22 protein-coding genes and 2 tRNA genes are annotated in these 24,458 nt (G+C 60.9%); 15 read left to right on the top strand and 9 right to left on the bottom strand.

The window, feature by feature from the left end; all coding sequences use genetic code 11:
* Window positions 1–55: 55 nt before the first annotated feature.
* Window positions 56–262 carry a hypothetical protein gene (locus BLP82_RS05645; RefSeq protein ID WP_041022879.1) on the bottom strand — a complete coding sequence of 69 codons (207 nt, stop codon included), beginning with the start codon at window positions 260–262 and terminating at the stop codon, window positions 56–58.
* 103 nt (window positions 263–365) lie between these two features.
* Window positions 366–932, bottom strand: coding sequence for a dCTP deaminase (gene dcd, locus BLP82_RS05640; protein WP_003184751.1), 567 nt, complete (start codon window positions 930–932; stop codon window positions 366–368).
* A gap of 354 nt (window positions 933–1,286) precedes the next feature.
* Between dcd and BLP82_RS05635 the strand changes: the two genes are divergently transcribed.
* Window positions 1,287–1,496, top strand: a complete 210-nt coding sequence (locus tag BLP82_RS05635; protein WP_002554837.1) for a cold-shock protein — start codon at window positions 1,287–1,289, stop codon at window positions 1,494–1,496.
* 199 nt (window positions 1,497–1,695) lie between these two features.
* Here BLP82_RS05635 and BLP82_RS05630 read toward each other — a convergent pair whose 3' ends face one another.
* On the bottom strand, window positions 1,696–2,703 hold the full coding sequence (locus BLP82_RS05630; protein ID WP_092165938.1) for a DUF481 domain-containing protein: 1,008 nt from the start codon (window positions 2,701–2,703) through the stop codon (window positions 1,696–1,698).
* A gap of 158 nt (window positions 2,704–2,861) precedes the next feature.
* On the opposite strand from BLP82_RS05630, the gene BLP82_RS05625 reads away from it, so the two are divergent.
* From BLP82_RS05625 to BLP82_RS05610, 4 genes are all read left to right on the top strand, one after another.
* A complete protein-coding gene (locus BLP82_RS05625; RefSeq protein WP_060738932.1) occupies window positions 2,862–3,215 on the top strand; it encodes an MGMT family protein in 354 nt (117 codons plus the stop codon).
* Between the two features lie 44 nt (window positions 3,216–3,259).
* Window positions 3,260–4,819: an AmpG family muropeptide MFS transporter gene (locus BLP82_RS05620; RefSeq protein WP_072409564.1), complete on the top strand. Its 1,560-nt coding sequence runs from the start codon at window positions 3,260–3,262 to the stop codon at window positions 4,817–4,819.
* A gap of 129 nt (window positions 4,820–4,948) precedes the next feature.
* Entirely contained in the window at window positions 4,949–6,664 is a 1,716-nt protein-coding gene (locus BLP82_RS05615; RefSeq protein WP_092165937.1) for a proline--tRNA ligase, read from the top strand.
* A gap of 17 nt (window positions 6,665–6,681) precedes the next feature.
* Entirely contained in the window at window positions 6,682–7,635 is a 954-nt protein-coding gene (locus BLP82_RS05610; protein ID WP_092165936.1) for a hypothetical protein, read from the top strand.
* Between the two features lie 183 nt (window positions 7,636–7,818).
* On the opposite strand, the gene dinB is transcribed toward BLP82_RS05610, so the two are convergent.
* Window positions 7,819–8,880: a DNA polymerase IV gene (gene dinB, locus BLP82_RS05605; RefSeq protein ID WP_072409558.1), complete on the bottom strand. Its 1,062-nt coding sequence runs from the start codon at window positions 8,878–8,880 to the stop codon at window positions 7,819–7,821.
* A 282-nt stretch (window positions 8,881–9,162) separates the two neighbouring features.
* Here dinB and BLP82_RS05600 point away from each other — a divergent pair.
* The 4 genes from BLP82_RS05600 to BLP82_RS05585 all read left to right on the top strand — a co-directional run bounded on the left by BLP82_RS05600 (window position 9,163) and on the right by BLP82_RS05585 (window position 13,634).
* A tRNA-Met gene (locus BLP82_RS05600) sits at window positions 9,163–9,239 on the top strand.
* A gap of 233 nt (window positions 9,240–9,472) precedes the next feature.
* A tRNA-Met gene (locus BLP82_RS05595) sits at window positions 9,473–9,549 on the top strand.
* Window positions 9,550–9,702: 153 nt separating this feature from the next.
* Complete coding sequence (gene mprF / locus BLP82_RS05590) at window positions 9,703–12,345, top strand: bifunctional lysylphosphatidylglycerol flippase/synthetase MprF (protein ID WP_092165935.1); 2,643 nt, start codon at window positions 9,703–9,705, stop codon at window positions 12,343–12,345.
* Window positions 12,345–13,634: a virulence factor family protein gene (locus tag BLP82_RS05585; RefSeq protein ID WP_092165934.1), complete on the top strand. Its 1,290-nt coding sequence runs from the start codon at window positions 12,345–12,347 to the stop codon at window positions 13,632–13,634. Before mprF ends, BLP82_RS05585 begins: the two co-directional genes overlap by 1 nt.
* A 261-nt stretch (window positions 13,635–13,895) precedes the next feature.
* Here the strand turns inward: BLP82_RS05585 and BLP82_RS05580 are convergent, their stop codons facing one another.
* The gene (locus BLP82_RS05580) at window positions 13,896–15,737 is read right to left on the bottom strand and encodes a potassium transporter Kup (protein ID WP_371914114.1); all 1,842 of its coding nucleotides are present in this window, start codon (window positions 15,735–15,737) and stop codon (window positions 13,896–13,898) included.
* A gap of 335 nt (window positions 15,738–16,072) precedes the next feature.
* Between BLP82_RS05580 and rimO the strand changes: the two genes are divergently transcribed.
* The 5 genes from rimO (at window position 16,073) to tsaA (ending at window position 20,375) form a co-directional block, all read left to right on the top strand.
* Window positions 16,073–17,413 carry a 30S ribosomal protein S12 methylthiotransferase RimO gene (rimO, locus tag BLP82_RS05575; RefSeq protein ID WP_092165932.1) on the top strand — a complete coding sequence of 447 codons (1,341 nt, stop codon included), beginning with the start codon at window positions 16,073–16,075 and terminating at the stop codon, window positions 17,411–17,413.
* Window positions 17,414–17,712: 299 nt separating this feature from the next.
* The gene (locus tag BLP82_RS05570; protein WP_092165931.1) at window positions 17,713–18,186 is read left to right on the top strand and encodes a GNAT family N-acetyltransferase; all 474 of its coding nucleotides are present in this window, start codon (window positions 17,713–17,715) and stop codon (window positions 18,184–18,186) included.
* 83 nt (window positions 18,187–18,269) lie between these two features.
* The gene (locus tag BLP82_RS05565) at window positions 18,270–18,980 is read left to right on the top strand and encodes an rRNA pseudouridine synthase (RefSeq protein ID WP_092165930.1); all 711 of its coding nucleotides are present in this window, start codon (window positions 18,270–18,272) and stop codon (window positions 18,978–18,980) included.
* Window positions 18,981–19,039: 59 nt separating this feature from the next.
* Entirely contained in the window at window positions 19,040–19,501 is a 462-nt protein-coding gene (locus tag BLP82_RS05560; RefSeq protein WP_053182473.1) for a YehS family protein, read from the top strand.
* 175 nt (window positions 19,502–19,676) lie between these two features.
* The gene (tsaA, locus tag BLP82_RS05555; RefSeq protein WP_092165929.1) at window positions 19,677–20,375 is read left to right on the top strand and encodes a tRNA (N6-threonylcarbamoyladenosine(37)-N6)-methyltransferase TrmO; all 699 of its coding nucleotides are present in this window, start codon (window positions 19,677–19,679) and stop codon (window positions 20,373–20,375) included.
* Window positions 20,376–20,557: 182 nt separating this feature from the next.
* Here the strand turns inward: tsaA and fpr are convergent, their stop codons facing one another.
* Window positions 20,558–21,337, bottom strand: coding sequence for a ferredoxin-NADP reductase (gene fpr / locus BLP82_RS05550; RefSeq protein ID WP_003184787.1), 780 nt, complete (start codon window positions 21,335–21,337; stop codon window positions 20,558–20,560).
* Between the two features lie 121 nt (window positions 21,338–21,458).
* Between fpr and BLP82_RS05545 the strand changes: the two genes are divergently transcribed.
* On the top strand, window positions 21,459–22,385 hold the full coding sequence (locus tag BLP82_RS05545) for a LysR family transcriptional regulator (RefSeq protein WP_170842270.1): 927 nt from the start codon (window positions 21,459–21,461) through the stop codon (window positions 22,383–22,385).
* Window positions 22,386–22,389: 4 nt separating this feature from the next.
* Here BLP82_RS05545 and BLP82_RS05540 read toward each other — a convergent pair whose 3' ends face one another.
* The 3 genes from BLP82_RS05540 to BLP82_RS05530 form a co-directional block, all read right to left on the bottom strand.
* The gene (locus BLP82_RS05540) at window positions 22,390–22,752 is read right to left on the bottom strand and encodes a diacylglycerol kinase (RefSeq protein WP_053118952.1); all 363 of its coding nucleotides are present in this window, start codon (window positions 22,750–22,752) and stop codon (window positions 22,390–22,392) included.
* 72 nt (window positions 22,753–22,824) lie between these two features.
* Window positions 22,825–23,478 carry a response regulator transcription factor ErdR gene (erdR, locus tag BLP82_RS05535; protein ID WP_092165927.1) on the bottom strand — a complete coding sequence of 218 codons (654 nt, stop codon included), beginning with the start codon at window positions 23,476–23,478 and terminating at the stop codon, window positions 22,825–22,827.
* A gap of 212 nt (window positions 23,479–23,690) precedes the next feature.
* On the bottom strand, window positions 23,691–24,437 hold the full coding sequence (locus BLP82_RS05530) for a tRNA-uridine aminocarboxypropyltransferase (RefSeq protein WP_092165926.1): 747 nt from the start codon (window positions 24,435–24,437) through the stop codon (window positions 23,691–23,693).
* Between the last annotated feature and the right edge of the window lie 21 nt (window positions 24,438–24,458).

Genomic DNA, 24,458 nt, shown 5'->3' with positions numbered 1-24,458 from the left:
AGCTTCAAGCCAAGGCTAGGTGTCTCAACTTGCAGCTTGCAGCTTGCAGCTGATGTCATGCCACAGGCGCAGGAGGCGGCTCGTCCGGCAGGGTGGGTTCGCCGGGTTCGGTAGGCTGTTCGTTGGGCGTATCGGGATCGGGCTGGCCGGGGATGCCGCCTGCCGCTTCGGCAGGATGGGCCAGCAATGACCAGGCCATGACGCCGATCTGATTGGGCTCAAGCCTTGCCAGTTCGGCACTGATTCGCGGATCGATCTTCATAGAGCAACTCCTGAGCGAAGGCCCGCTGCGCTGACGCAAAAAAACGGGCAGTACACGCAATAGAGTGTCTGCCCGCTCAGGAATTCCAAACAGCTCGTCAGATTCAGGTCCGCGGCAGCGTCACGCCACGCTGGCCCTGGTATTTGCCGCCACGATCCTTGTAGGAGACTTCGCATTCTTCATCAGATTCAAGGAACAGCATCTGCGCCACACCCTCGTTGGCGTAGATTTTCGCCGGCAGGGTCGTGGTATTGGAGAATTCCAGGGTCACGTGGCCTTCCCACTCGGGTTCCAGCGGTGTGACGTTGACGATGATGCCGCAACGGGCGTAGGTGCTCTTGCCCAGGCAGATGGTCAGCACGTTGCGCGGAATGCGGAAGTATTCGACGGTGCGGGCCAGGGCGAAGGAGTTCGGCGGGATGATGCAAACGTCGCTCTTGACGTCGACGAAGCTCTTCTCGTCGAAGTTCTTCGGGTCGACGGTGGCCGAATTGATGTTGGTGAACACCTTGAATTCGTCGGCGCAGCGCACGTCGTAGCCGTAGCTGGAGACACCGAAGGAGATCAGCCGGTCGGCGCCTTCGCCACGCATCTGGCGCTCGACGAAGGGCTCGATCATGCCGTGCTCTTGCGCCATGCGGCGAATCCACTTGTCCGATTTGATGCTCATGGCGGTTTCCTGAAATAGCGAGGTGGAAAAAATACGTCCGGCATCTTACCGGGGCACGGGGCCGGGTTCAAAGCGCGGCACGCAAATCTCGCCGATCCACCTTGATTTCCGGGTCCTGCCGGCCATCGCCCGCGCCGTCAGTCACCAATTAAGAGAAACCTTCGCAAAGACCATTGGCACATTCTGGAAAAAGGGTTAAGGTGGCGCCACTGTGTTGCTTGTGTCACTGAGAATCTCTACACGATATGTTGAATTTCGATCCAACCATCTACAAGAATTTTTCCTGCTCTTTGCACTCAGTCTCGGCCAGGGTTCTTCCTGAGTCGCAGTTATCTTTGTTCAAGGAGTTACACCATGTCTAATCGCCAAACCGGTACCGTTAAGTGGTTCAACGATGAAAAAGGCTTCGGCTTCATCACCCCACAATCCGGTGACGACCTGTTCGTTCACTTCAAAGCTATCCAATCCGACGGCTTCAAAAGCCTGAAAGAAGGCCAACAGGTTTCTTTCATCGCTACCCGCGGTCAGAAAGGCATGCAAGCTGAAGAAGTTCAAGTTATCTAACTTGCACTTGCTTTAGTAAAAGGCCCCGCCCTCAAAAGCGGGGCTTTTTTGTGCCCGTCAGTTTTTGCCAGCGCACAAAAAACTGTGGGAGCGAGCTTGCTCGCGATAACGGTGGATCAGCAACATCAACGTTGGCTGACAGACCGCTATCGCGAGCAAGCTCGCTCCCACAGGTGTGTGTGTGAGTGGTGAGCCCGAATTACCAGGTCACGCCGAAGCCAGCCGTGTACCGCGTCTTGCTCAAGTCACTGTCTTCAGTGCCCTCGATGACATCTTTCTCAGCCTTGAGATTGAGCGAAGCCCAGTCAGTGACCTTGTAGCGCAGCCCCACTTCAGCGTCGTAGGCGTAATCCGCCACGTCGGACAGGGGTTTGCCCACTTCGCCGTTGGTGAAGAACTCGACGCGCTTGCCGATCAGGTAGCGGTTGTAGTCCCACTTCATGGCCACGGAATAGAAGTTGTCCTTGCCGCCGTCGCGGTACTCATAATCGGTGCGGTTGAGCAGCGAGCCCAGGGAGAAGGCTCCCAGCTCGTCATCCCAGAACTGGTAGCCCGGACCGGTACCCACGACGCGCTGGCGGGCCAGGTCTTCGACTTTGTCACGCTTGTAGTTCAGGCGACCTTGCCAGAACCATTTATCCGTCAGGAACCGGTCGAGGGAATACTCCAGGCGCCAGTTGTCAGCGGAAACCACGTCATCCTGGAATTCACGGTTGTATTCGCCTTCGGCGGTGTGTCGCCATCTGCCATGGCGCGCCGAAGTCTTGAAGTCGATGTCGTAATCATCGGTATCGTTTTCCGCCCGCTGATAATCCAGCGCGGCATCGATATTGCCTTTCCACACCAGGTCCTCGACCACCGGCTTGGGCTTGAGGATCTGCTGGATACTGGCCAGTTCGACGGTCTTGGGCGCATCACCGTTGGCCAGGGTGACCTTGCCGTCCTCGGCCGCCTGCAGCGCCTTGGCCTTCTCGCCGGTGTAGGCATCTTGCTTGACCAGCAATTGCTGGTCGCTTTCGAGGGTCTTGACCTGCTTCCAGTCAATGGGGATCGCACCGGCGTAATCAGTCTGGATCAGCAACTTGCCGCCATCGAAAACGGTGATTTTACCGGTCAGCTTGTCACCGTTCTTCAACCAGACGGTATCGGCAAGCAAGGGCATGGAGGCGCTGGTAACAGCTAGGCACAACAGGGTTCTAGACAACATAAGCGATAATGGGCTCAAGTTTTCAGTGAAAAGGCGGCATTATCCCCCAGGATGACACCTCAGCAACGACTGACCTGCATATAGATGATGAGTTCATTTCTCAACCAGCCTTGTAGGAATTAATCTACGGACGGCCATCCCATCCAGGAACCCTTTACGTGACTGACACACCCGCGGATACCGAGAACGCCGCCCAAATCCGCCGCACGACCCTTTACCTGACCCTGGCCCAAGTGCCGGCGGGCAAAGTCGTCACCTATGGCCAACTCGCCGAAATGGCCGGCCTGGGACGTGCGGCACGCTGGGTCGGGCGAACTCTCAGCCAGTTGCCAAACGACACCAAGCTGCCCTGGCACCGGGTATTGGGTGCCGGTGGTCGGATCAGCCTGCCGGCGGGCAGCGCCTCAGGGGATGAACAGCGCGCACGCCTGCGCCTGGAAGGCATCAGTGTCCTGAACAATCGTGTTGATATTCAGCGCCATGGCTGGCGCCCGGTAGAGCACAGCGGTTAGAGTGCGCGCTTTGTTTTCGCAATTTTTGAGGCAGACTCCAGCCCATGCCCCGTAAAACCTGGCGCGCCGCCCTCGCCGCCTATGCCAGTCCCTCAACGCTCGTGCTGTTGCTGCTTGGCTTCGCCGCCGGCTTGCCATACATGCTGGTGTTTTCCACGCTTTCAGTCTGGTTGCGCGAAGCCGGCGTGGCCCGCGAAACCATCGGCTACGCGAGCCTGATCGGCCTGGCATACGCTTTTAAATGGGTCTGGTCGCCACTGCTCGACCAATGGCGCCTGCCACTGCTGGGCAAACTGGGGCGCCGTCGCTCATGGCTGGTGCTCTCCCAGGCTTTGGTGATCCTCGGCCTGATCGGCATGGGTTTCTGTGATCCACAAAAACACCTGTCATGGTTGATCGCCATCGCCGTGATCGTGGCCTTCGCCTCCGCGACGCAGGACATCGCCGTCGACGCCTATCGCCTGGAGATCGCCGACGACACCCGCCAGGCCGCCCTCGCCGCCAGCTACATGTCCGGTTACCGCATCGCCGCGCTACTGGCCACCGCCGGAGCCCTGTTCTTCGCCGAAGGCTTTGGCTCCACCGGTTTCAACTACAAACATTCGGCATGGGCCGGTACTTACCTGTTGTTCGGCGTGCTGATGGTCCCGGCGCTCCTCACCTCGCTGTTCATGCGCGAGCCGCCGGTGCCGCTGCGTACCCAATTGCAGGCCGGACGCTACACGTTCGTTCATCAGTTGGCGTCGGTATTCGTGCTGATCGTGCTGCTGGTCTCCGTCCCGGCGATGTTCACCCAGCTGTTCAACACCGACTTCGCCAGCGTGCTGTTCGAGGGCGTCAGCCTGCTCGACCTGCTGCTCGAAGACCGCGCCTTCCTGCGAGCCATCCTCTATACCATCCTGACCGCCCTGTGCCTGTCGGCCATGGGTCGGCGCGGACTGGCGCCGGTTCTGACGCCGATCAACGATTTCATCCTGCGTTATCGCTGGCAGGCCCTACTGCTGCTCGGACTGATCGCAACCTATCGGATGTCCGACACGGTCATGGGCGTCATGGCCAACGTGTTCTACATCGACCAAGGGTTCACCAAGGACCAGATCGCCAGCGTCAGCAAGATTTTCGGGCTGATCATGACCCTCGTCGGCGCCGGCATGGGCGGCCTGCTGATCGTACGTTTCGGCATCCTGCCCATCCTGTTCATCGGCGGGGTCGCCTCGGCCGCCACCAACATCCTCTTCCTGATGCTGACCGACATGGGCGCCAACCTGAAGATGTTGATTGTCACCATCTCCCTGGACAACTTCAGCTCCGGCCTGGCCACTTCGGCGTTCGTCGCCTACCTGTCGAGCCTCACCAACCTGAAATTCTCCGCCACCCAATACGCCCTGCTCAGCTCGATCATGCTGTTGCTGCCGCGCTTGATCGGTGGTTATTCAGGGGTGATGGTGGAAAAGTTCGGCTACCACAATTTCTTCCTGATCACCGCCCTGCTAGGCGTGCCCACCCTGCTGCTGATCGCCTTGCACTGGTTCCAGGAGAACCGTCGCCAGGATTCGACACCCACCGAGGAACCGGCGCCCACCCGGCCCGCGGAAGAGTCGTAGGAAACTTCAGCAAACGCCGGGGAAACCGGCGTACGCACCTGGCGACCGGCCACGCGCCTGTACGCCAGGGCATCTCGCCCGTACAATGCTCCGTCACTTCTCGTCATCAGCAACCGACAACGGCCAACCATGCGCACCAGTCAATATTTGCTCGCCACACAGAAAGAAACGCCTTCCGACGCCGTCGTGATCAGCCATCAGTTGATGCTGCGTGCCGGCATGATCCGCAAACTCGCCTCGGGTCTGTACACCTGGCTGCCGATGGGCCTGCGAGTCATGCGCAAGGTGGAAGCCATCGTTCGTGAAGAGATGGACGCCGCTGGCGCCCTGGAAGTATTGATGCCGGGCACCCAACCGGCCGAGCTGTGGCAGGAATCGGGGCGCTGGGAAGAATACGGCCCTGAGCTGCTGCGCATCAAAGACCGTCACGGTCGCGACTTCTGTGCAGGCCCGACCCACGAAGAAGTGATCACCGACCTGATGCGCAACGAGTTGAGCAGCTACAAGCAGCTGCCGATCAACCTGTACCAGATCCAGACCAAGTTCCGTGACGAGATCCGTCCACGCTTCGGCCTGATGCGCGGTCGCGAATTCATCATGAAGGACGCCTACTCGTTCCATGCCGACCTGGCTTCACTGCAGGTCACCTACGACCGCATGCACCAGGCGTATTGCAACGTGTTCACCCGACTGGGCCTGAAATTCCGTCCGGTTGAAGCCGACAACGGTTCCATCGGTGGTGCAGGTTCCCACGAGTTCCACGTACTGGCCGAGTCCGGCGAAGACGACATCGTCTTCAGCAACGGCTCCGACTACGCCGCGAACATCGAGAAGGCCGAAGCCGTGCCTCGGGAAACTACCCGCGCCGCACCGACCGAAGAGCTGCGCCTGGTGGACACGCCGAACGCCAAGACCATTGCCCAGTTGGTGGAAGGCTACAACCTGCCGATCGAGCGCACCATCAAGACCCTGATCGTGCGGGCGGAAGAAGCCGGCAAGCTGATTGCCCTGATCGTCCGTGGCGACCACGAACTGAATGAAATCAAGGCCGCCAACCAACCAGGCGTCGCCAGCCCGCTGGTCATGGCCACCGAAGCCGACCTGCGCGACGCCATTGGCGCCGGTGCCGGCTCCCTCGGCCCATTGAACCTGCCACTGCCGATCATCATCGACCGTTCGGTAGCATTGATGAGCGACTTCGCCATCGGCGCCAACATCGACGACAAGCACTACTTCGGCGTGAACTGGGAACGCGACCTGCCGGTTCCGACCGTCGCGGACCTGCGCAACGTCGTGACCGGCGACCCGAGCCCCGATGGCAAGGGCACCCTGGAAATCAAGCGGGGCATCGAAGTCGGGCACATCTTCCAGCTGGGCAACAAGTACAGCAAGGCGATGAAGTGCGAAGTGCTGGGCGAGAACGGCAAGCCGGTCACCCTGGAAATGGGTTGCTACGGCATCGGTGTTTCCCGCGTGGTGGCCGCCGCCATCGAGCAGAACAACGACGACAAAGGCATCATCTGGAGCGACACGCTGGCGCCGTTCCAGGTGGCCCTGGTGCCGCTGCGCTATGAAACCGACCTGGTGCGTGAAGCCACCGACAAGCTCTACGCCGAACTGACGGCCGCCGGCTTCGAAGTGCTGCTGGACGACCGTGACAAGAAAACCAGCCCCGGCATCAAGTTCGCGGACATGGAACTGATCGGCATCCCTCACCGGATCGTCGTCAGTGACCGTGGCCTGGCCGAAGGCAACCTGGAATACAAGAGCCGCACCGAGGCCGAGCCGCAAGCGCTGCCGGTCGCCGACGTGCTGTCGTTCCTCCAGGCCCGTATCCGCCGCTGACACCAGATAGAGACGTCATGTTCAAGCGAAACACCTTAGGCCTCGGTGGCGCCGCCCTGTGCGGCGCCCTGCTGGTCAGCGGCTGTGCCAACCAAATGTCACAACGCAGCGAGCACGAAGAGCGGGTCGAGCGCAAATTGCTCGACCACAGCCTGCAAATCGACGTGGGCGAACCCAAGGTGCTCGACCTGCCGCAGCGTCGGGTGCGCATCAATGAGCAGAAAACCTTCGAAGTCACCGAGTTCGAGGTTACCCGCCATTACGACCGCTACACACCGTACCAACCCTGGCGGGAGATCTACGAGATCCCCCTGGGCGCGGTGGCCGTGGTGGCCGGTGTCGGTGCGAACGTGGTCAATGTGTTCGCCCTCGGCAACCTGCCGGACACGGCGACCCGTGACTGGATCAGCTACGGTTTCGCCGGGCTCAACCCGTTCATGAACGTCCCCTCCCACGGCCGTGCCCAGCAGAACCTGGCAGGCATCGACGAAGTCCAGCGCGACAAGCGCACGGAACACTCGAGCCTGCCCTGGAGCGAACGCCCGGTGGAGGTCAAGGCCGCCCGGCAGACTTTCGAGCTGAGCACTGACCGTAATGGCGTGCTGCGCTTGAACCTGCTGGAAAGCCCGTTCGCCGAGCAGGACCTGAGCCAGTTCGGCAAATTGCATATCAGCGTGACGGATGCCCAGGACGAAGTGCACACCGACTCATCCCTGAGCATCAGCAGTACCTTGCGCAGCAAACTGGTGGAAGCTCATGCGCTGATCTACGACGACCTGGAAGACGACGAGGTGAGCCAGTGGGTTCATCGGGTCAAGCGCCTGTCGGAGCTGGGACTTGAAGAAGAGGCCAGCGAACTGGAACAGAGCCTGATCGAACTGACGCGCAACGATCCGGAGTTGCAGACCGAGTTCATGAAAGCCCTGACCAAGGATGGCGGGCGGTTGGTGGCGGATCCGGGGGCTCACTGAAATCCCCTTTGCTCCCACTGGACCTGTAGGAGCTGTCGAGCGAAGCGAGGCTGCGATCTTTCCCCAGACACTTGAGCCTCAAGCGAAAGATCAAAAGATCGCAGCCTTCGGCAGCTCCTACAGCCCCAGCGGGAGCAAGCTCCCTCGCCACAAGAGCAAGACAAGGCATTCAGCCAAGCAGTCTCACCGCTCGAACAACTCCAACTGCTCGAACCCTCCCCGCAAATCCTCCAGCCGCACCCCGATTCCCAATAACCGCACCGGCTTGCCGCCCCGGTTGAACGCCTGGGTCAGCAGCAACTGATAACTGCCCAGGTCCCGCCCTGCCCCAGCCTGTTCCAGCGTGGTCTGGGTGAAGTCGTGGAACTTCACTTTGACGAACGGCTTGCCCGGTCGATAACTGCTGTCGATCCGCGCCATGCGCCCTTTGAGGGTTTCCATCAGTTCCGGCAGTTTGTCGAGACAACTCACCAGGTCGGGCAAGTCGACGTCGTAGGTGTTTTCCACACTGATGGACTGCCGTCGGCTGTCGTTGTGCACCAGACGCTCATCGATCCCACGGGCCAGGCTCCAGAGCCGCTCACCGAAACTGCCGAATTCGCGCACCAGCGCCAGCTTGTCCCATTGACGCAATTGCAGGCAATCGACGATACCAAGCCGGTTCAGCTTCTCGGCGGTGACCTTGCCTACACCGTGGAGCTTGCTGACCGGCAGGGCCGAGACAAAGTCCTCGACCTGGTCCGGGGTGATGACGAACAATCCGTTGGGCTTTTTCCAGTCACTGGCGATCTTGGCCAGGAACTTGTTCGGCGCGACGCCGGCGGACACGGTGATGTGCAACTGGTTGGAAACACGTCGGCGAATGTCCTGGGCAATGCGGGTGGCGCTGCCGCCGAAATGGGCACTGGCAGAGACGTCGAGGTAGGCCTCGTCCAGGGACAGCGGCTCGATCAGGTCGGTGTAATCGCTGAAAATCGTATGAATTTCCTTCGACGCTTCCCGATAGGCCTCCATCCGTGGCTTGACGATGGTGAGGTCCGGACAGAGCTTCAAGGCGTGGCCGGAAGACATGGCCGAGCGCACGCCGTAGGCCCGCGCTTCGTAGTTGCAAGTGGCAATCACCCCCCGCCGATCCGCCGAGCCCCCCACCGCCATGGGCTTGCCGGCCAGCCGCGGATCATCGCGCATCTCGATAGCGGCATAGAAACAGTCACAGTCGACATGGATGATTTTACGTTGCGTCATAGAAGAACAGGGTTTGGGACGAATCGGGCCACCAGTATCGCATCGGTACCTGTATATAGCACCAGTAGTTTGAAAGATCCTTCGTGGGACTTCGAAAACGCCTACACAAATTTACTTCTTCAATCGCAACGCTCCCTCCAATAGAGCCTCAGCCCTTGCCAGGCCTGCGTCACAGCGCTGTCACAATGCCCACACGCAAGGCTAAGCGCTTGAAGCGGAACAGGTTTTTGTGACGCGGGGGTTGACAGCGGCTCGATCCTCTGTAGAATGCCGCCACACAGACGCGGGATGGAGCAGTCTGGTAGCTCGTCGGGCTCATAACCCGAAGGTCGTCGGTTCAAATCCGGCTCCCGCAACCAAACATCAAAAAAGGCTACTCGAAAGAGTGGCCTTTTTTGTGCGTGCTCGTTTTTTTGACCATACGATCAGAGACACGCTGCCTGCGACACTCTACGCACTGCAAGTTGTAGGACAATTCCCCTTTAATTCCGCGCATTTAGGAAAGCAAGGGACGGATCGGTCGTTTATTTGACCCCGGCGTCTTTTAACGGTTGACACTCGGGCGTTCGCCTGTAGAATGCCGCCACACAGACGCGGGATGGAGCAGTCTGGTAGCTCGTCGGGCTCATAACCCGAAGGTCGTCGGTTCAAATCCGGCTCCCGCAACCAAATACCAAGAAAGGCTACTCGAAAGAGTGGCCTTTTTTGTGTCTGGCGAAAAAAGCTCTACATTACAAAGATTTTGTAATTATTTTCCTTCGCGGGGATTGGTAACTTGGCTGGATACCTCCATCCTGTCGCGCATAGCTCAAGAGGTGATTGATGCGCGCCCACTCGTCTGACCCGCAAGACTCCGTTACCGCGACACAACCGATCAAAGCCGAGCGACTGCGCTGGCTGGATCGGATCAGCCAGTACCGCCAGCCCATTGGCCTCGCGGTCACGCTGCTGCTGTTTGCGATTGCATTGATTGCTTGCCGCCATCTGCTGAGCGAACTCGATCTATACGCTCTGCACGACTCGATTCTTGAAGTGCCCCGGCCCGCCCTGCTTGGTGCGATCGCCGCGACGGTCGCCGGCTTCATCATTCTTTTGGGCTATGAATGGTCCGCCAGCCGTTACGCCGGTGTGACGCTGCCGCCACAAACCATGGTCCTGGGCGGGTTCACCGCATTCGCCATCGGTAACGCCATTGGTCTGTCGCTGCTGTCGGGCGGCTCGGTTCGCTACCGTCTGTATGCGCGCCATGGCCTGGGGGCATCGGATGTCGCCCATATGACGCTGTTCGCCAGCCTGTCCCTGGGCTGCGCGTTGCCGCCGTTGGCGGCCCTGGCGACACTCAGCAATCTGCCCGCCGCGTCTGCCGCGCTGCACTTGCCTGCCGCCTTGCTGGGGGCCATTTCCGTGGCGGTGCTGCTGCTCACCAGCGTGCTGGCCATCGGCATCTACCGCCGGCGCCTGCCGGAACAGCCGCATCGGGACAGCCTTCTGGTAAAGGCCGGCCGTCGCACGCTGCGCCTGCCGGGCCGTCGCCTGACCTTCCTGCAACTGGTGATCACCGCGCTGGATGTCGCCGCGGCCGCCACCGTGTTGTATCTGTTGCTGCCCGAGGCGCCGCCGTTCGGCGCTTTCCTGCTGGTGTACTTGCTGGCCCTGGCTGCCGGCGTACTCAGCCATGTACCGGGCGGGGTCGGGGTATTCGAGGCGATCCTGCTGGCCGCGTTTGCCGACAAACTCGGCGCCGCACCGCTGGCCGCCGCGCTGTTGCTGTATCGCTTGATCTACGTGCTGCTGCCGATGCTGGTGGCCTGCGTGTTGCTGCTGATCAACGAGGCGCAACGGCTGTTCCAGACGCGCCAGAGCCTGCGGGCGGCATCGGGTTTCGCCGCGCCGATCCTGGCGGTTCTGGTGTTCCTCTCCGGCGTGGTGCTGCTGTTTTCCGGCGTGACACCGGAAATCGACACCCGCCTGGAGCACATCGGTTTCCTGATCCCCCATCGGCTGGTGGACGCTTCGCACTTCGGCGCCAGCCTGGTGGGCGTGTTGTGCCTGTTGCTCGCCCAGGGCCTGCGCCGTCGCCTGTCGGCCGCCTGGATGCTGACCACGGTTCTGCTCCTGGTGGGCGCCCTGCTCTCGCTGCTCAAGGGCTTCGACTGGGAAGAAGCCACGCTGCTGACCCTGACGGCCGCCCTGCTGGCGATATTCCGGCGCTCCTTTTATCGTCCGAGCCGCCTGACTGAACTGCCGTTTTCCCCGCTGTTCCTGATCGCCAGCCTCTGCGTGCTCGGCGCCTCGATCTGGCTGCTGCTGTTTGCCTATCAGGACGTGCCCTACAGCCATCAACTGTGGTGGCAGTTCACCCTCGATGCCGACGCCCCTCGCGGCCTGCGCTCGCTACTGGGTGCTGCGGTGCTGCTGGTGGTGGTATCCCTGACCTGGCTGCTGCGAACCGCGCGTCCGGTGATCCACCTGCCGACGGCTGAAGAGCTGGAGCGGGCCAAGACGATTCTCATGACCTCCTCGCAACCCGACGGCGGCCTGGCCCTGACCGGTGACAAGGCGCTGCTGTTCCACCCCAACGACGAGGCGTTCCTGATGTATGCCCGCCGTGGTCGCAGCCTGGTGGCGCTGTATGACCCGATCGGGCCGACCCAGCAACGGGCCGAAATGATCTGGCAGTTCCGCGACCTGTGTGACATCTACCATGCCCGCCCCGTGTTCTATCAGGTGCGCGCCGAAAACCTGCCGTACTACATGGACATCGGCCTGACGGCCATCAAGCTGGGCGAGGAAGCACGGGTCGACCTCAAGCGTTTCGATCTCGAAGCCAAGGGCAAAGAGATGAAAGACTTGCGCTACACCTGGAACCGCGGCACCCGTGACGGCCTGTCGCTGGAGATCCACGAACCGGGCCAGGCGCCGATGGATGAGCTCAAGGTCATTTCCGATGCCTGGCTGACTGGCAAGAACGTGCGGGAAAAAGGTTTCTCCCTGGGGCGTTTCAGCGATGACTACCTCAAGCATTTCCGCATCGCGGTGATTCGTTTCGAGGGCCGGCCGGTGGCGTTCGCCAACCTGCTGGAAACCCACAGCCACGAATTGGCCAGCCTCGACCTGATGCGCGCCCACCCCGAGGCGCCGAAACTGACCATGGAGTTCATGATGGTCGGCCTCATCCAGCATTATAAAAACCATGATTACGCCCGCTTCAGCCTCGGCATGGTCCCGCTGTCGGGCCTGCAACCGCGGCGCGGCGCACCACTGACCCAGCGCCTGGGCTCGATGGTGTTCCGCCGTGGCGAGCAGCTCTATAACTTCCAGGGGCTGCGCCGCTTCAAAGACAAATTCCAGCCAAACTGGGAACCTCGTTACATGGCCGTGCCCGCCGGACTCGATCCGCTGGTGGCGCTGGCCGATACTGCCGCCCTGATTGCGGGCGGCCTGACTGGACTGGTGAAACGCTGATGATGCAACGCTCCTGGCGATACGTAGTGGCCGCCCTGCTGGTGCTGGCGGTAATTCTCGGTGGCGGTTACTGGTACTGGAACCGCCCGGCCCCGCAACCTACCTTGGAACAACTCGCGCCCGCCGATGGCGTAGCACTGACCCGGGTCACTCCCGGTACCAAGGCGCGTGCCCGGGTGCTGGTGGCAGTCAATGAAGACCAGAAGCTCAACGACACGCAATTGACGACCCTCAGCCGCAGCGGCTCGGCGCAGATCGTCCAGGTGATCCTGCCCAAGGACTGCATGTTGCAAGGCCGTGCCCTGCAGGCCGGCCTGAGAGAGCTCCAGGGCCCGGCCACGCTGGTCAGTGGCATCGGCCCTGGCGCCGTGCTGGCCTGGCGTTGGCTGGCTGAACAGAAGGACGACAAGGCCAAGGCCATTTCAGTGGACCTGGCCCTGGAAAAACCCGGCTGCACCCATCTGCTACCTAAAAAGGCAGCCCACGGCCATTGGCTGGTGGCCTGGAACGATAACCCTGACGATACCAGTGCCGGTTTCGTACGCGACCAATCGAATGCCGAGACCAGCATCAGCGACTACGACATCAACCTGCCGCAAGTGCTGAACAACGAACTGCGCAAGATCCTGGTGGGCACCGACAAGGCCAAGGGCGGCCTGAGCATCCCGGTCGTGGAAGTCCCGGCCAGCCAGACACGAGACACCGTCACCCTGTTTCTCTCCGGAGATGGCGGCTGGCGCGACCTGGACCGCGACGTGGCCGATGAAATGGCCAAGATCGGCTACCCGGTGGTCGGTATCGACACCCTGCGCTACTACTGGCAGCACAAAAGCCCGGAGCAGAGCGCGGCGGACCTGACCGAGCTGATGCAGCACTACCGACAGATCTGGGGTACCAAGCGCTTCATCCTGACCGGCTACTCCTTCGGCGCCGACGTATTGCCGGCCATCTACAATCGCCTGCCGGCCACCGAACAACAGCGAGTCGATGCGATCATCCTGCTGGCCTTCGCCCGCACCGGCAGCTTCGAGATCGAAGTCGAAGGCTGGCTCGGCAACGCCGGCACCGAAGCCGCCACCGGCCCGGAAATGGCCAAGCTGCCAGCCGAGAAAGTGGTGTGCATCTACGGCGGTGAAGAAGCCGACGAAAGCGGCTGCACCGACAAGACCGCCGTTGGCGAAGCCATCAAGCTGCCTGGCGGCCATCACTTCGACGAAAACTACCCGGCCCTGGCCAAGCGCCTGATCGATGAGATCAACAAACGCCAGAACAAGGTTGCCGAACAGTGATCTGAGGCAAGCCTGAGGAAAAGCCCCGGCAGCCTTGCGGTTGCCGGGGCTTTTTTGTCGCTGCCGGGTTTACACAGGCCCCTCTTGTGGGAGCGAGCTCGCTCGCGATGGCGGTGGCATGTTCAACAACGATGCAACCGACACTCCGCTATCGCGAGCAAGCTCGCTCCCACAGGGGCTTCATCCTGGCATCAGCCTGTGTGTCGCCCACAAAAAAGCCCCCGCCGCCGCAAGGCAACGAGGGCTTTTGTTCTCCTGATGCTACATCTCGACCTGCGTCCCCAGCTCAATCACCCGGTTCAACGGCAGATTGAAGAAACGAAGGTTGCCGTTGGCATTTTTCAGCATGAAGGCGAACAGTATCTCGCGCCAGCGGGCCATGCCCTCAAGCTTGGAGGCGATGACGGTCTCGCGACTGAGGAAGTAAGTGGTGCGCATCGGGCTGAAGTCCAGGTCATCGAGATGACAGAGCTTGAGCGCCTGCGGAACGTCCGGCTCATCGGTGAAACCGAAGTGCAGGATCACCCGGAAGAACCCTTCGCCATAGGCATCGACTTCGAAGCGCCGCTGCAGCGGCACCCGGGGAATGTCTTCGTACACCACTGTCAGCAGCACCACCTGCTCATGCAGCACCTGGTTGTGCAATAAATTGTGCAACAGGGCGTGAGGCACAGCGTCCGAACGCGCAGTCAGGAACACGGCGGTGCCCTGGACCCGGTGCGGCGGCTGCACGCGGATGCTGCTGATGAAGATCGGCAGCGGCAGCGCCCCTTCATCCAGGCGCTCCACCAGCAACTGCTTGCCGCGCTTCCAGGTGGTCATCAGCACGAACAGGGCAATACCGGCAATGACCGGGAACGCACCGCCCTGAATGATTTTCGGCACGTTGGCGGCGAAGTACAGGCCGTCCACCAAAAGGAAACCGAGTAGCACCGGAACAGCCAGCAGCGGCGGCCATTTCCACAACAGCAGTATCACGGCGGACACCAGGATCGTGGTCATCAGCATCGTACCGGTCACGGCCACGCCGTAGGCCGAAGCCAGCGCGCCGGAAGATTCGAAACCCAGCACCAGCAGCACTACACCCACCATCAACGACCAGTTCACCGCACCGATGTAGATCTGGCCCTGCTCGGCGCTGGAGGTGTGCTGGATATACATCCGCGGGATGTAACCGAGCTGGATCGCCTGGCGCGTCAGGGAGAACGCGCCGGAAATAACCGCTTGCGAGGCGATCACCGTGGCCAGGGTCGACAGGCCCACCAGCGGGAGCAGCGCCCAGCTCGGCGCCAGCAGATAAAACGGGTTGCGCGCCGCTTCCGGGTCGCCCAGCAACAACGCGCCCTGGCCGAAATAGTTGAGCATCAGCCCTGGCAGCACCAGGATGAACCAGGCGCGGGCAATCGGTTTGCGGCCGAAGTGCCCCATGTCGGCGTACAGCGCTTCGGCGCCGGTCAGCGCCAACACCACGGCACCGAGGATCGCCACGCCCATGCCCGGGTGGACAACAAAAAAACGCACGGCCCAGGCCGGGTTCACCGCCTGCAACACCTCCGGATGTTGAGCGATGCCATACACGCCCAGGGCGCCAAGCACCAGGAACCAGGTGACCATGATCGGGCCAAACAGGGTGCCGATCCGTGCAGTGCCGTGGCGCTGGATCAGGAACAGCCCCACCAGCACCACCAGCGACAAGGGCACCACCCAGTGATCGATGCCTTCGAACGCCAGGCCAAGACCTTCAATGGCCGAGAGCACGGAGATCGCTGGCGTGATCATGCTGTCGCCGTAGAACAGCGCCGCGCCGATCAAACCGCAGATCACCAGGAATGTCCGCAGTCGCGCCCTTCCCGCCGCGGCTCGCCGCGCCAGGGCGGTGAGCGCCATGATCCCGCCCTCGCCCTGGTTGTCGGCGCGCAGCACGAACATCATGTACTTGATCGACACGACCCAGATCAACGACCAGAAAATCAGCGACAGGATCCCCAGCACCCCATCGTGATTGACAGGCACGCCATAGGCACCGGAAAACACTTCCTTGAGGGTGTACAACGGGCTCGTACCGATGTCGCCATAAACCACTCCGACCGCCGCGACCAGCATGCTCAGCGGCTTCGCTGCCGAATGCTCGGCACCTGCCACCTGACTACTTGCATGACCCATCCAACACTCCCGTTTCCCAGACCTGTCTTCTTGAACGAAGCACTATGCTTTGTTGAGGCAGCATGCGCTGTTTTACGCATTGTTACAGACGTTTTGTTGACTGTAGCAATCGCCAGAACGCAAAGGCGCGAAGCATAGCGCAGCACTCGTCGCATTTCCCGGTTTAAAGCTGGTCAAGTGCGTCGACCCTGGATAGAATTGCGCACTTTTTGATCAGAGGCGCGCCAGGCGCCCTGTCTCGGCAAGAGACGATCCCCCCTACACCGAGGTTAGACATGTCCACCACTACCGCGCCCGCCAATCCGAAGGTTGGCTTCGTATCCCTGGGTTGCCCGAAGGCTCTGGTCGACTCCGAGCGCATCCTGACCCAGCTGCGCATGGAAGGCTATGACGTCGTGTCCACGTACCAGGACGCCGACGTGGTCGTGGTCAACACCTGCGGCTTCATCGATTCGGCCAAGGCCGAGTCCCTGGAAGTGATCGGCGAAGCCATCAAGGAAAACGGCAAGGTCATCGTCACCGGCTGCATGGGTGTGGAAGAAGGCAACATCCGCAACGTGCACCCAAGCGTGCTGTCCGTGACCGGGCCGCAGCAGTACGAGCAGGTGGTCAACGCCGTGCATGAAGTGGTGCCACCGCGCCAGGACCACAACCCGCTGATCGACCTGGTGCCGCCCCAAGGCATCAAGTTGACCCCGCGCCACTATGCCTACCTGAAGATTTCCGAAGGCTGCAACCACAGCTGCAGTTTCTGCATCATCCCGTCGATGCGCGGCAAGCTGGTGAGCCGTCCGGTGGGCGATGTGCTCGACGAGGCCCAGCGCCTGGTCAAGTCCGGCGTCAAGGAACTGCTGGTGATCTCCCAGGACACCAGCGCCTATGGCGTCGATGTGAAATACCGCACCGGCTTCTGGAATGGCGCGCCGGTGAAAACCCGCATGACCGAACTGTGCGAAGCCCTCAGCACCCTGGGCGTCTGGGTCCGCCTGCATTACGTTTACCCGTATCCGCACGTCGACGAACTGATCCCGCTGATGGCGGCCGGCAAGATCCTGCCGTACCTGGACATCCCGTTCCAGCACGCCAGCCCGAAAGTCCTCAAGGCCATGAAGCGCCCGGCTTTCGAAGACAAGACCCTGGCCCGCATCAAGAACTGGCGCGAAATCTGCCCGGACCTGATCATCCGCTCGACCTTCATCGTCGGCTTCCCCGGCGAAACCGAAGAAGACTTCCAGTACCTCTTGGACTGGCTGACCGAAGCCCAGCTCGACCGCGTTGGCTGCTTCCAGTATTCCCCGGTGGAAGGCGCACCGGCCAACGACCTGGACCTGGACGTGGTGCCGGACGACGTCAAGCAGGACCGTTGGGAGCGCTTCATGGCGCACCAGCAGGCCATCAGTTCGGCGCGCCTGCAAATGCGCATCGGCCGTGAAATCGAAGTGCTGGTAGATGAAGTGGACGAACAAGGCGCCGTGGGCCGCTGCTTCTTCGACGCCCCGGAAATCGACGGCAACGTCTTCATCGACAATGGCAGCAACCTCAAGCCGGGCGACAAAGTCTGGTGCAAGGTGACTGATGCCGACGAGTATGACTTGTGGGCTGAACAGATCGGTTGATCCAGGCTTGGGCTCAAGCCGAACTGGCTTTTTGTGGTGAGGGGATTTATCCCCGATGGGGCGCGAAGCGCCCCTAAGCAAGAAAACTTCTCCCCAGCTCAATTCACTCGGCGGTTTTGGGGCTGCTTCGCAGCCCAGCGGGGATAAATCCCCTCGCCACAGGTTCTGTGCTTACAACTACCAACTAACTCGGCCATCCCGAAAAAACTGAAAAGCCCTGCCTTGCGACAAGATGCGGGGCTTTTTTACGGCTATCGTATGGAGAAACCCAGTACATCCAGCACAAGGAACAGGCGGACATGCGCCAGCATTCGGTCATCCATACACCGAAACCGAGCGATTACCAGGAACTGACCCAGGTTTGGGAGGCGTCGGTGCGGGCCACCCATGAGTTCCTGCCAGACAGCTACATCGAACTGCTGAAAAACCTGGTGCTCACCCGTTACCTGGATGCAGTAATGCTCATTTGCACCCGGGACGCACGCCAGCGGATCACCGGTTTCGCCGGTGTCGCGGCTGGCAAGGTCGAGATGCTCTTCATAGCCCCGCAACACCGTGGCCAGGGCCTGGGCAAGCTGTTGCTGCGCTACGCCATGGAACACCTGAATGCCGACCAACTGGACGTCAACGAACAGAATCCGCAAGCCTTGGGCTTTTACCTCAAACAAGGTTTCGAAGTGATCGGGCGTTCGGCAAAAGATGGCATGAACCAGCCCTATCCCCTGCTGCACATGCGCTACAGGCAGCCCGACCTGAAGGCCGGACGCGGCTAAAAGTTGCATGAGGCAAATGGACCCGCGATTAACCGGCCCCAGGCAGGTACAATGCCCACCCTCTTTTTGTTACGGCCCCCGTCATGACTGACCCGATTCGTCTCTCCAAACGCCTCATCGAACTCGCCGGCTGTTCCCGTCGCGAGGCTGAGCTGTTCATCGAGGGCGGCTGGGTCACCGTGGATGGCGAAGTGATCGACGAGCCGCAGTTCAAGGTAACGACCCAGAAGGTCGAACTCGACGCCCAGGCCAAGGCCACCGCGCCGGAGCCAGTGACACTCCTGCTGAACGTCCCGGCGGGCATGGACGTAGACACCGCGATGGCCTCCCTTGGCCCACAGACCCTGAGCGAAGAACATCGCTTCGGCAAGCGGCCGCTCAAGGGCCATTTCCTGCGCCTGACCGCCAGTGCCGACCTGCAAGCCAACGCCAGCGGGCTGCTGGTGTTCACCCAGGATTGGAAGATCTTGCGCAAGCTCACCGCCGACGCCGCCAAGATCGAGCAGGAATACGTGGTGGAAGTCGAAGGCGACATGGTCGCCCATGGCCTCAATCGCCTGAACCATGGCTTGACCTACAAGGGCAAGGAACTGCCGGCGGTCAAGGCCAGCTGGCAGAACGAGAACCGCCTGCGCTTTGCCATGAAAAACCCGCAGCCCGGCGTGATCGCTCTGTTCTGCCAGGCGGTCGGGCTCAAGGTCGTCGCCATTCGCCGCATCCGCATCGGCGGCGTGTCCATCGGTAAGGTGCCGCTGGGCCAGTGGCGCTACCTGTCTGCCAAAGAGAAATTCTAATTTTTTCCGGCGCCGCACCGAACGCAGGCGCCCACTGCCGATTGATCAGGACTGCATACATGATTCACAACGACGTACTGCGCAGCGTGCGCTACATGCTCGACATCAGCGACAAGAAAGTCATCGAGATCATCAAGCTCGGCGGCCTGGACGTCTCCCTGGCGGACCTGGCGGGCTACCTCAAGAAAGACGAGGAAGAAGGCTTCGTGTTCTGCCCTGACGAGGTCATGGCGCATTTTCTCGATGGCCTGGTGATCTTCAAGCGTGGCAAGGACGAAAGCCGTCCGCCGCAGCCGATCGAAGTGCCGGTGACCAACAACATCATCCTCAAGAAACTGCGGGTGGCCTTCGAGCTGAAGGAAGACGACATGCACGCCATCCTCAAGGCCGCCGAGTTCCCGGTGTCCAAGCCGGAACTGAGCGCGCTGTTCCGCAAGTTCGGCCACACCAACTACCGCCCGTGTGGCGACCAATTGCTGCGCAACTTCCTCAAGGGCCTGACGCTGCGCGTTCGCGGCTGACTTCCCAGGTTGATCGTTCCCACGCTCTGCGTGGGAACGCAGCCTGGGACGCTCCGCGTCCCTCAAAGGCCGAACGCGCAGCGTCCGTTGAGGCATTTCCACGCGGAGCGTGGGAACGATCAAGCCAGCGCTCTCAGGCTATGATGTCCTTTTTACCCTGCCTCGATTTCAACCCATGACTTACAACGTCTCTCCCATCGGCTTCGTCCGCTCCTGCTTCAAGGAGAAGTTCGCCATCCCCCGCCAACCGCAACTGGCGCCGGCCGCACGCGGTGTGCTGGAGCTGGTGGCGCCGTTCGACCAGGGCGAGGCAGTGCAAGGCCTGGAGCAGGTCAGCCATGTCTGGCTGCTGTTCCTGTTCCACCAGGCCCTGGAGGACAAGCCACGCTTGAAAGTGCGACCGCCACGCCTGGGCGGCAACAAGTCCATGGGCGTGTTCGCCACCCGCGCCACCCATCGCCCCAACGGCATTGGCCAGTCGGTCGTGAAGCTGGAACGGGTCGAAGCCGGGCGCCTGTGGCTCTCGGGTATCGATTTGCTGGACGGCACGCCGGTGCTCGACATCAAGCCCTACGTGCCCTACGCCGACATCATCGGCTCGGCCTCCAACAGCATCGCCAGCGCCGCGCCTGAGTTGATCGCGGTGCAATGGGCGGACACCGCCCTGGTTCAAGCACACGAACATGCCACGCGCCTGGAAGAGCCGTTGGTGGAGTTGATTGAACAATGCCTGGCCCAGGACCCACGCCCGGCGTACCAGATTCCCACAGCCGAACGGGAATATGGTGCGCAGTTCTGGGATGTGGACGTTCGCTGGCATTACCCGCAACCGGGGCTGATCCGGGTATTGGAAGTCGTTCCTGCCGGTAGATAAAACCCGGGAACGAAAAAGCCCGCGCGGCCTTTATCAGGCGGCGCGGGCTTTTTTTATGCTCAGTCAGTTGGACCGAGTCGCTGCCATCGCGAGCAAGCTCGCTCCCAGAGCTGGATTCAATCCAAATCCCCATGTGGGAGCGAGCTTGCTCGCGATGGCGATCTACCAGTCACCACAACAGCTTACTTCTCTACAAACGCCCGCTCGATCAGGTAGTCACCCGGCTCGCGCATACGCGGCGAAACGGTCAGGCCGAAGCTGTTGAGCACTTCACTGGTCTCGTCGAGCATGCTCGGGCTGCCGCACAGCATGGCGCGGTCGTCCTGGGGGTTGATCGGCGGCAGGCCGATGTCGCGGAACAGCTTGCCACTGCGCATCAGGTCGGTCAGGCGGCCTTCGTTCTCGAACGGCTCGCGCGTCACGGTCGGGTAGTAGATCAGCTTGTCACGCAGGGCTTCGCCAAAGAACTCGTTCTGCGGCAAGTGCTCGGTGATGAATTCGCGGTAAGCGACTTCATTGACGTAACGCACGCCGTGGCACAGGATCACTTTTTCGAAACGCTCGTAGGTTTCCGGATCCTGGATGACGCTCATGAACGGCGCCAGGCCGGTACCGGTGCTGAGCAGGTACAAATGCTTGCCAGGCTTGAGATCGTCCAGCACCAGGGTGCCGGTGGGTTTCTTGCTGATGATGATCTCGTCGCCTTCCTTCAGGTGCTGCAACTGGGAGGTCAGCGGACCATCGGGCACCTTGATGCTGAAGAATTCGAGATGCTCTTCCCAGTTCGGGCTGGCAATCGAGTAAGCGCGCATAAGCGGGCGGCCGTTGGGCTGTTGCAGGCCGATCATCACGAACTGACCGTTCTCGAAGCGCAGGCCCGGATCGCGGGTGCACTTGAAGCTGAACAGAGTGTCGTTCCAGTGATGAACACTGAGGACACGCTCGTGGTTCATGTTGCTCATGTACGGGGACTCCTGGGAATGATGCCTGCGCCGATAATCTGCGCAATTGCATCGCATTCTAATGGCGGCGACAATATCTGTTAAATGGATTATTAAGATAAGGGTTATCGGTTATATCGATATGCGATTTACTCTACGTCAACTTCAAGTCTTCGTCGCCGTCGCCCAGCAAGAAAGCGTGTCTCGCGCTGCGGGCCAGCTCAACCTGTCGCAGTCGGCGGCCAGCACCTCCATCACCGAACTGGAGCGGCAATCGAGCTGCCAGTTGTTCGACCGTGCCGGCAAACGCCTGAGCCTCAATGCCCTGGGCAAACAGCTGCTGCCCCAGGCAGTGGCGCTGCTGGACCAGGCCAAGGAGATCGAAGACCTGCTCAATGGCAAGTCCGGTTTCGGCTCACTGGCGGTCGGCGCAACGCTGACCATCGGCAATTACCTGGCGACCTTGTTGATCGGCGGCTTCATGCAGCGCCATCCGGAAAGCCAGGTGAAGCTGCACGTGCAGAACACTGCCAATATCGTGCACCAGGTTGCCCACTATGAAATTGATCTGGGTCTAATCGAAGGCGACTGCAGCCATCCGGACATCGAAGTGCAAAGCTGGGTCGAGGACGAACTGGTGGTGTTCTGCGCTCCTCAACACCCACTGGCCAAGCGCGGCCAGGCGACCATGGAGGAATTGACCCATGAAGCCTGGATTCTGCGGGAACAGGGTTCGGGCACACGACTGACTTTCGACCAGGCCATGCGCCACCACCGCAGCGCGTTGAACATCCGCCTGGAGCTGGAACACACCGAAGCGATCAAGCGCGCCGTTGAATCCGGCCTAGGTATTGGCTGCATCTCACGCCTGGCCCTGCGCGACGCCTTCCGCCGCGGCAGCCTCGTCGCGGTGGAAACACCGGACATGGACCTGGCGCGGCAGTTCTATTTCATCTGGCACAAACAGAAGTACCAGACCTCCGCCATGCGCGAATTTCTCGAATTGTGCCGGGCGTTCACCGCCGGGGCCCAGCGCAGCGACGAAATCGTGCTGCCGGTCATTGCCTGAGCAGTTATAGCAGGATCAGGCCCCACACCAACGCGATCATCGTCAGGGCGACGAACTGGGCAGCGCTGCCCATGTCCTTGGCGTTTTTCGATAACGGATGCAGCTCCAGGGAGATGCGGTCGATGGCCGCCTCCACCGCCGAGTTGAGCAATTCCACGATCAATGCCAGCAGGCACACGGCAATCAGCAGCGCCTGTTCGACACGGCTGACGTTCAGGAAGAACGACAACGGAATCAATACGACGTTGAGCAACACCAACTGACGGAAAGCCGCTTCACCGACAAAAGCCGCGCGCAGCCCGTCCAAGGAATAGCCGGAGGCGTTGAGGATGCGTTTCAGGCCGGTCTGGCCTTTAAAAGGTGACATAGAGTGAGCAACTGATCGAAAAGGAGTGGAGAAACTAATTCAAACCCGGTCAAAAAAGCGTGAACCCGAACACTAAGCCGGCGGCGAAATTGACTCAAGTTGTTGCAGCAGCAGGGCCGCCTGGGTCCGGGTGCGTACGTTCAGTTTACGGAAGATTGCCGTGACGTGGGCCTTGATAGTGGCCTCCGACACGTTCAGTTCATAGGCAATCTGTTTGTTCAGCAGGCCTTCGCAGACCATGGTCAACACTCGAAACTGCTGTGGCGTGAGGCTGGCCAGGCCCGCGCTGGCGGCCTTGGCTTCCTCGGACACGCTCACGGCTTCAAACGCCTGGGGCGGCCAGCTGACATCGCCGTCCAGGACCGCCTTCACGGCCTTTTGAATCATCTCAAGGGAGCTGGACTTGGGGATGAAGCCACTGGCACCGAACTCCCGGGCCTTGACCATCACTGACGCTTCTTCCTGGGCCGAGACCATGACCACGGGGATCTGCGGGTATTGGCCGCGCAACAGCACCAGTCCTGAAAAACCGTAGGCACCGGGCATGTTCAGATCCAGCAGCACCAGGTCCCAATCGGACTTCGCCGTCAACTGGACTTCCAGTTCCGCGATACTGGCCACCTCCGTCAATCGGACATCCGGGCCAAGGCCCAGGGTCACTGCCTGATGCAACGCGCTGCGAAAGAGCGGGTGGTCATCGGCAATCAGGATTTCGTATGTGGTCATTTTTCAAATGATCCTGTTTTTAATGGCAGGCCCGAAGCATTCGCACCTCGCCAAGCAACTCAAGACACCGCCCTGCGGCGGCATCCACAGGGGCACGTGCAACGCCAAACATGACGTTTCAACACGGGGCGGCGCCCTGGTCGGCGCCAAGCATGCCCAGCGAAGCCGGGGTGGTCAAGCAGCACGACCGCCCCTGAGTCCAGTATGGGCCACTATTGGGCCAATACTGTGTGCGGCGTACGAATGAAGGGTTGCAACTCGGCATGGGCCGGGGTCGACACATTGACCTCCTGCTGGCCCTTGGCGCCCAGGTAATGCTGGCTGAACACATCGAAATAGGCATCCAGGGCCGACGCGGCGTCGCTATCCCCCGCCAACTCCAGACACAACGCTGCCACTTCCGCAGTGCACAGGTGCTCGCTGCGGGTCGAACGACGCAAGCGGTAGCGCGACAGTTTGTCGGGCAGCAGGCTCAGGATCGGCAGCCGGTCGAAATACGGGCTCTTACGGAAAATCTTCCGCGCCTCCGTCCAGGTCGCGTCCAGCAGAATGAACAACGGGCGCTTGGACTGATCGAGGTCCACCGTGTGGGTGACCCGCGATGGCTCGACATATTCGCCCGGAAACACAAGGTACGGCTGCCATTGCGGATCGTTCAGCAACGCCAGCAGTTGCTCATCGACCTCGGTGCGCGACCAGATGAACGCATGGTTGTCACGCACCACATCGGCAATCAGCCAACCGGTGTTGCTCGGCTTGAACACTTCCTTGTTGGTCATGATCAGGCAGACCCCGGAACGGGTTTCGACGCTCGGACGCCAGGCGCACAGGCAATGGCTCTCGATCACCCGGCAGGCGCTGCAACGGGGGGCGCGCCAGCCTCGGGCCTGGATCGGCTTGATCCCTTCATCGATGCGCTGGTCGCGCAGGCGGGCTACGGCGTTAGGGGCGTAATTCATCGTGGGCGACGCCGACAGACA

The organism is Pseudomonas sp. NFACC37-1, assembly GCF_900101575.1.
Lineage (GTDB): Bacteria > Pseudomonadota > Gammaproteobacteria > Pseudomonadales > Pseudomonadaceae > Aquipseudomonas > Aquipseudomonas fluorescens_AA.
Note: the sequence above shows the minus strand (reverse complement) of the source record. Positions and strands in the feature narration are given on the sequence as shown.

What these genes read in the sequence shown, in the direction of transcription:
- BLP82_RS05615 (WP_092165937.1), top strand. Translation starts at nt 4,949, where the DNA reads ATGCGCACCAGTCAATATTTGCTCGCCACACAGAAAGAAACGCCTTCC.
- BLP82_RS05610 (WP_092165936.1), top strand. Translation starts at nt 6,682, where the DNA reads ATGTTCAAGCGAAACACCTTAGGCCTCGGTGGCGCCGCCCTGTGCGGC.
- tsaA (WP_092165929.1), top strand. Translation starts at nt 19,677, where the DNA reads ATGACTTACAACGTCTCTCCCATCGGCTTCGTCCGCTCCTGCTTCAAG.
- erdR (WP_092165927.1), bottom strand. Translation starts at nt 23,478, where the DNA reads ATGACCACATACGAAATCCTGATTGCCGATGACCACCCGCTCTTTCGC.
- BLP82_RS05565 (WP_092165930.1), top strand. Translation starts at nt 18,270, where the DNA reads ATGACTGACCCGATTCGTCTCTCCAAACGCCTCATCGAACTCGCCGGC.
- dinB (WP_072409558.1), bottom strand. Translation starts at nt 8,880, where the DNA reads ATGACGCAACGTAAAATCATCCATGTCGACTGTGACTGTTTCTATGCC.
- BLP82_RS05645 (WP_041022879.1), bottom strand. Translation starts at nt 262, where the DNA reads ATGAAGATCGATCCGCGAATCAGTGCCGAACTGGCAAGGCTTGAGCCC.
- mprF (WP_092165935.1), top strand. Translation starts at nt 9,703, where the DNA reads ATGCGCGCCCACTCGTCTGACCCGCAAGACTCCGTTACCGCGACACAA.
- BLP82_RS05570 (WP_092165931.1), top strand. Translation starts at nt 17,713, where the DNA reads ATGCGCCAGCATTCGGTCATCCATACACCGAAACCGAGCGATTACCAG.
- BLP82_RS05530 (WP_092165926.1), bottom strand. Translation starts at nt 24,437, where the DNA reads ATGAATTACGCCCCTAACGCCGTAGCCCGCCTGCGCGACCAGCGCATC.
- BLP82_RS05630 (WP_092165938.1), bottom strand. Translation starts at nt 2,703, where the DNA reads ATGTTGTCTAGAACCCTGTTGTGCCTAGCTGTTACCAGCGCCTCCATG.
- BLP82_RS05580 (WP_371914114.1), bottom strand. Translation starts at nt 15,737, where the DNA reads ATGCTGGTCGCGGCGGTCGGAGTGGTTTATGGCGACATCGGTACGAGC.
- rimO (WP_092165932.1), top strand. Translation starts at nt 16,073, where the DNA reads ATGTCCACCACTACCGCGCCCGCCAATCCGAAGGTTGGCTTCGTATCC.
- dcd (WP_003184751.1), bottom strand. Translation starts at nt 932, where the DNA reads ATGAGCATCAAATCGGACAAGTGGATTCGCCGCATGGCGCAAGAGCAC.
- BLP82_RS05545 (WP_170842270.1), top strand. Translation starts at nt 21,459, where the DNA reads ATGCGATTTACTCTACGTCAACTTCAAGTCTTCGTCGCCGTCGCCCAG.
- BLP82_RS05540 (WP_053118952.1), bottom strand. Translation starts at nt 22,752, where the DNA reads ATGTCACCTTTTAAAGGCCAGACCGGCCTGAAACGCATCCTCAACGCC.
- fpr (WP_003184787.1), bottom strand. Translation starts at nt 21,337, where the DNA reads ATGAGCAACATGAACCACGAGCGTGTCCTCAGTGTTCATCACTGGAAC.
- BLP82_RS05635 (WP_002554837.1), top strand. Translation starts at nt 1,287, where the DNA reads ATGTCTAATCGCCAAACCGGTACCGTTAAGTGGTTCAACGATGAAAAA.
- BLP82_RS05620 (WP_072409564.1), top strand. Translation starts at nt 3,260, where the DNA reads ATGCCCCGTAAAACCTGGCGCGCCGCCCTCGCCGCCTATGCCAGTCCC.
- BLP82_RS05560 (WP_053182473.1), top strand. Translation starts at nt 19,040, where the DNA reads ATGATTCACAACGACGTACTGCGCAGCGTGCGCTACATGCTCGACATC.
- BLP82_RS05585 (WP_092165934.1), top strand. Translation starts at nt 12,345, where the DNA reads ATGATGCAACGCTCCTGGCGATACGTAGTGGCCGCCCTGCTGGTGCTG.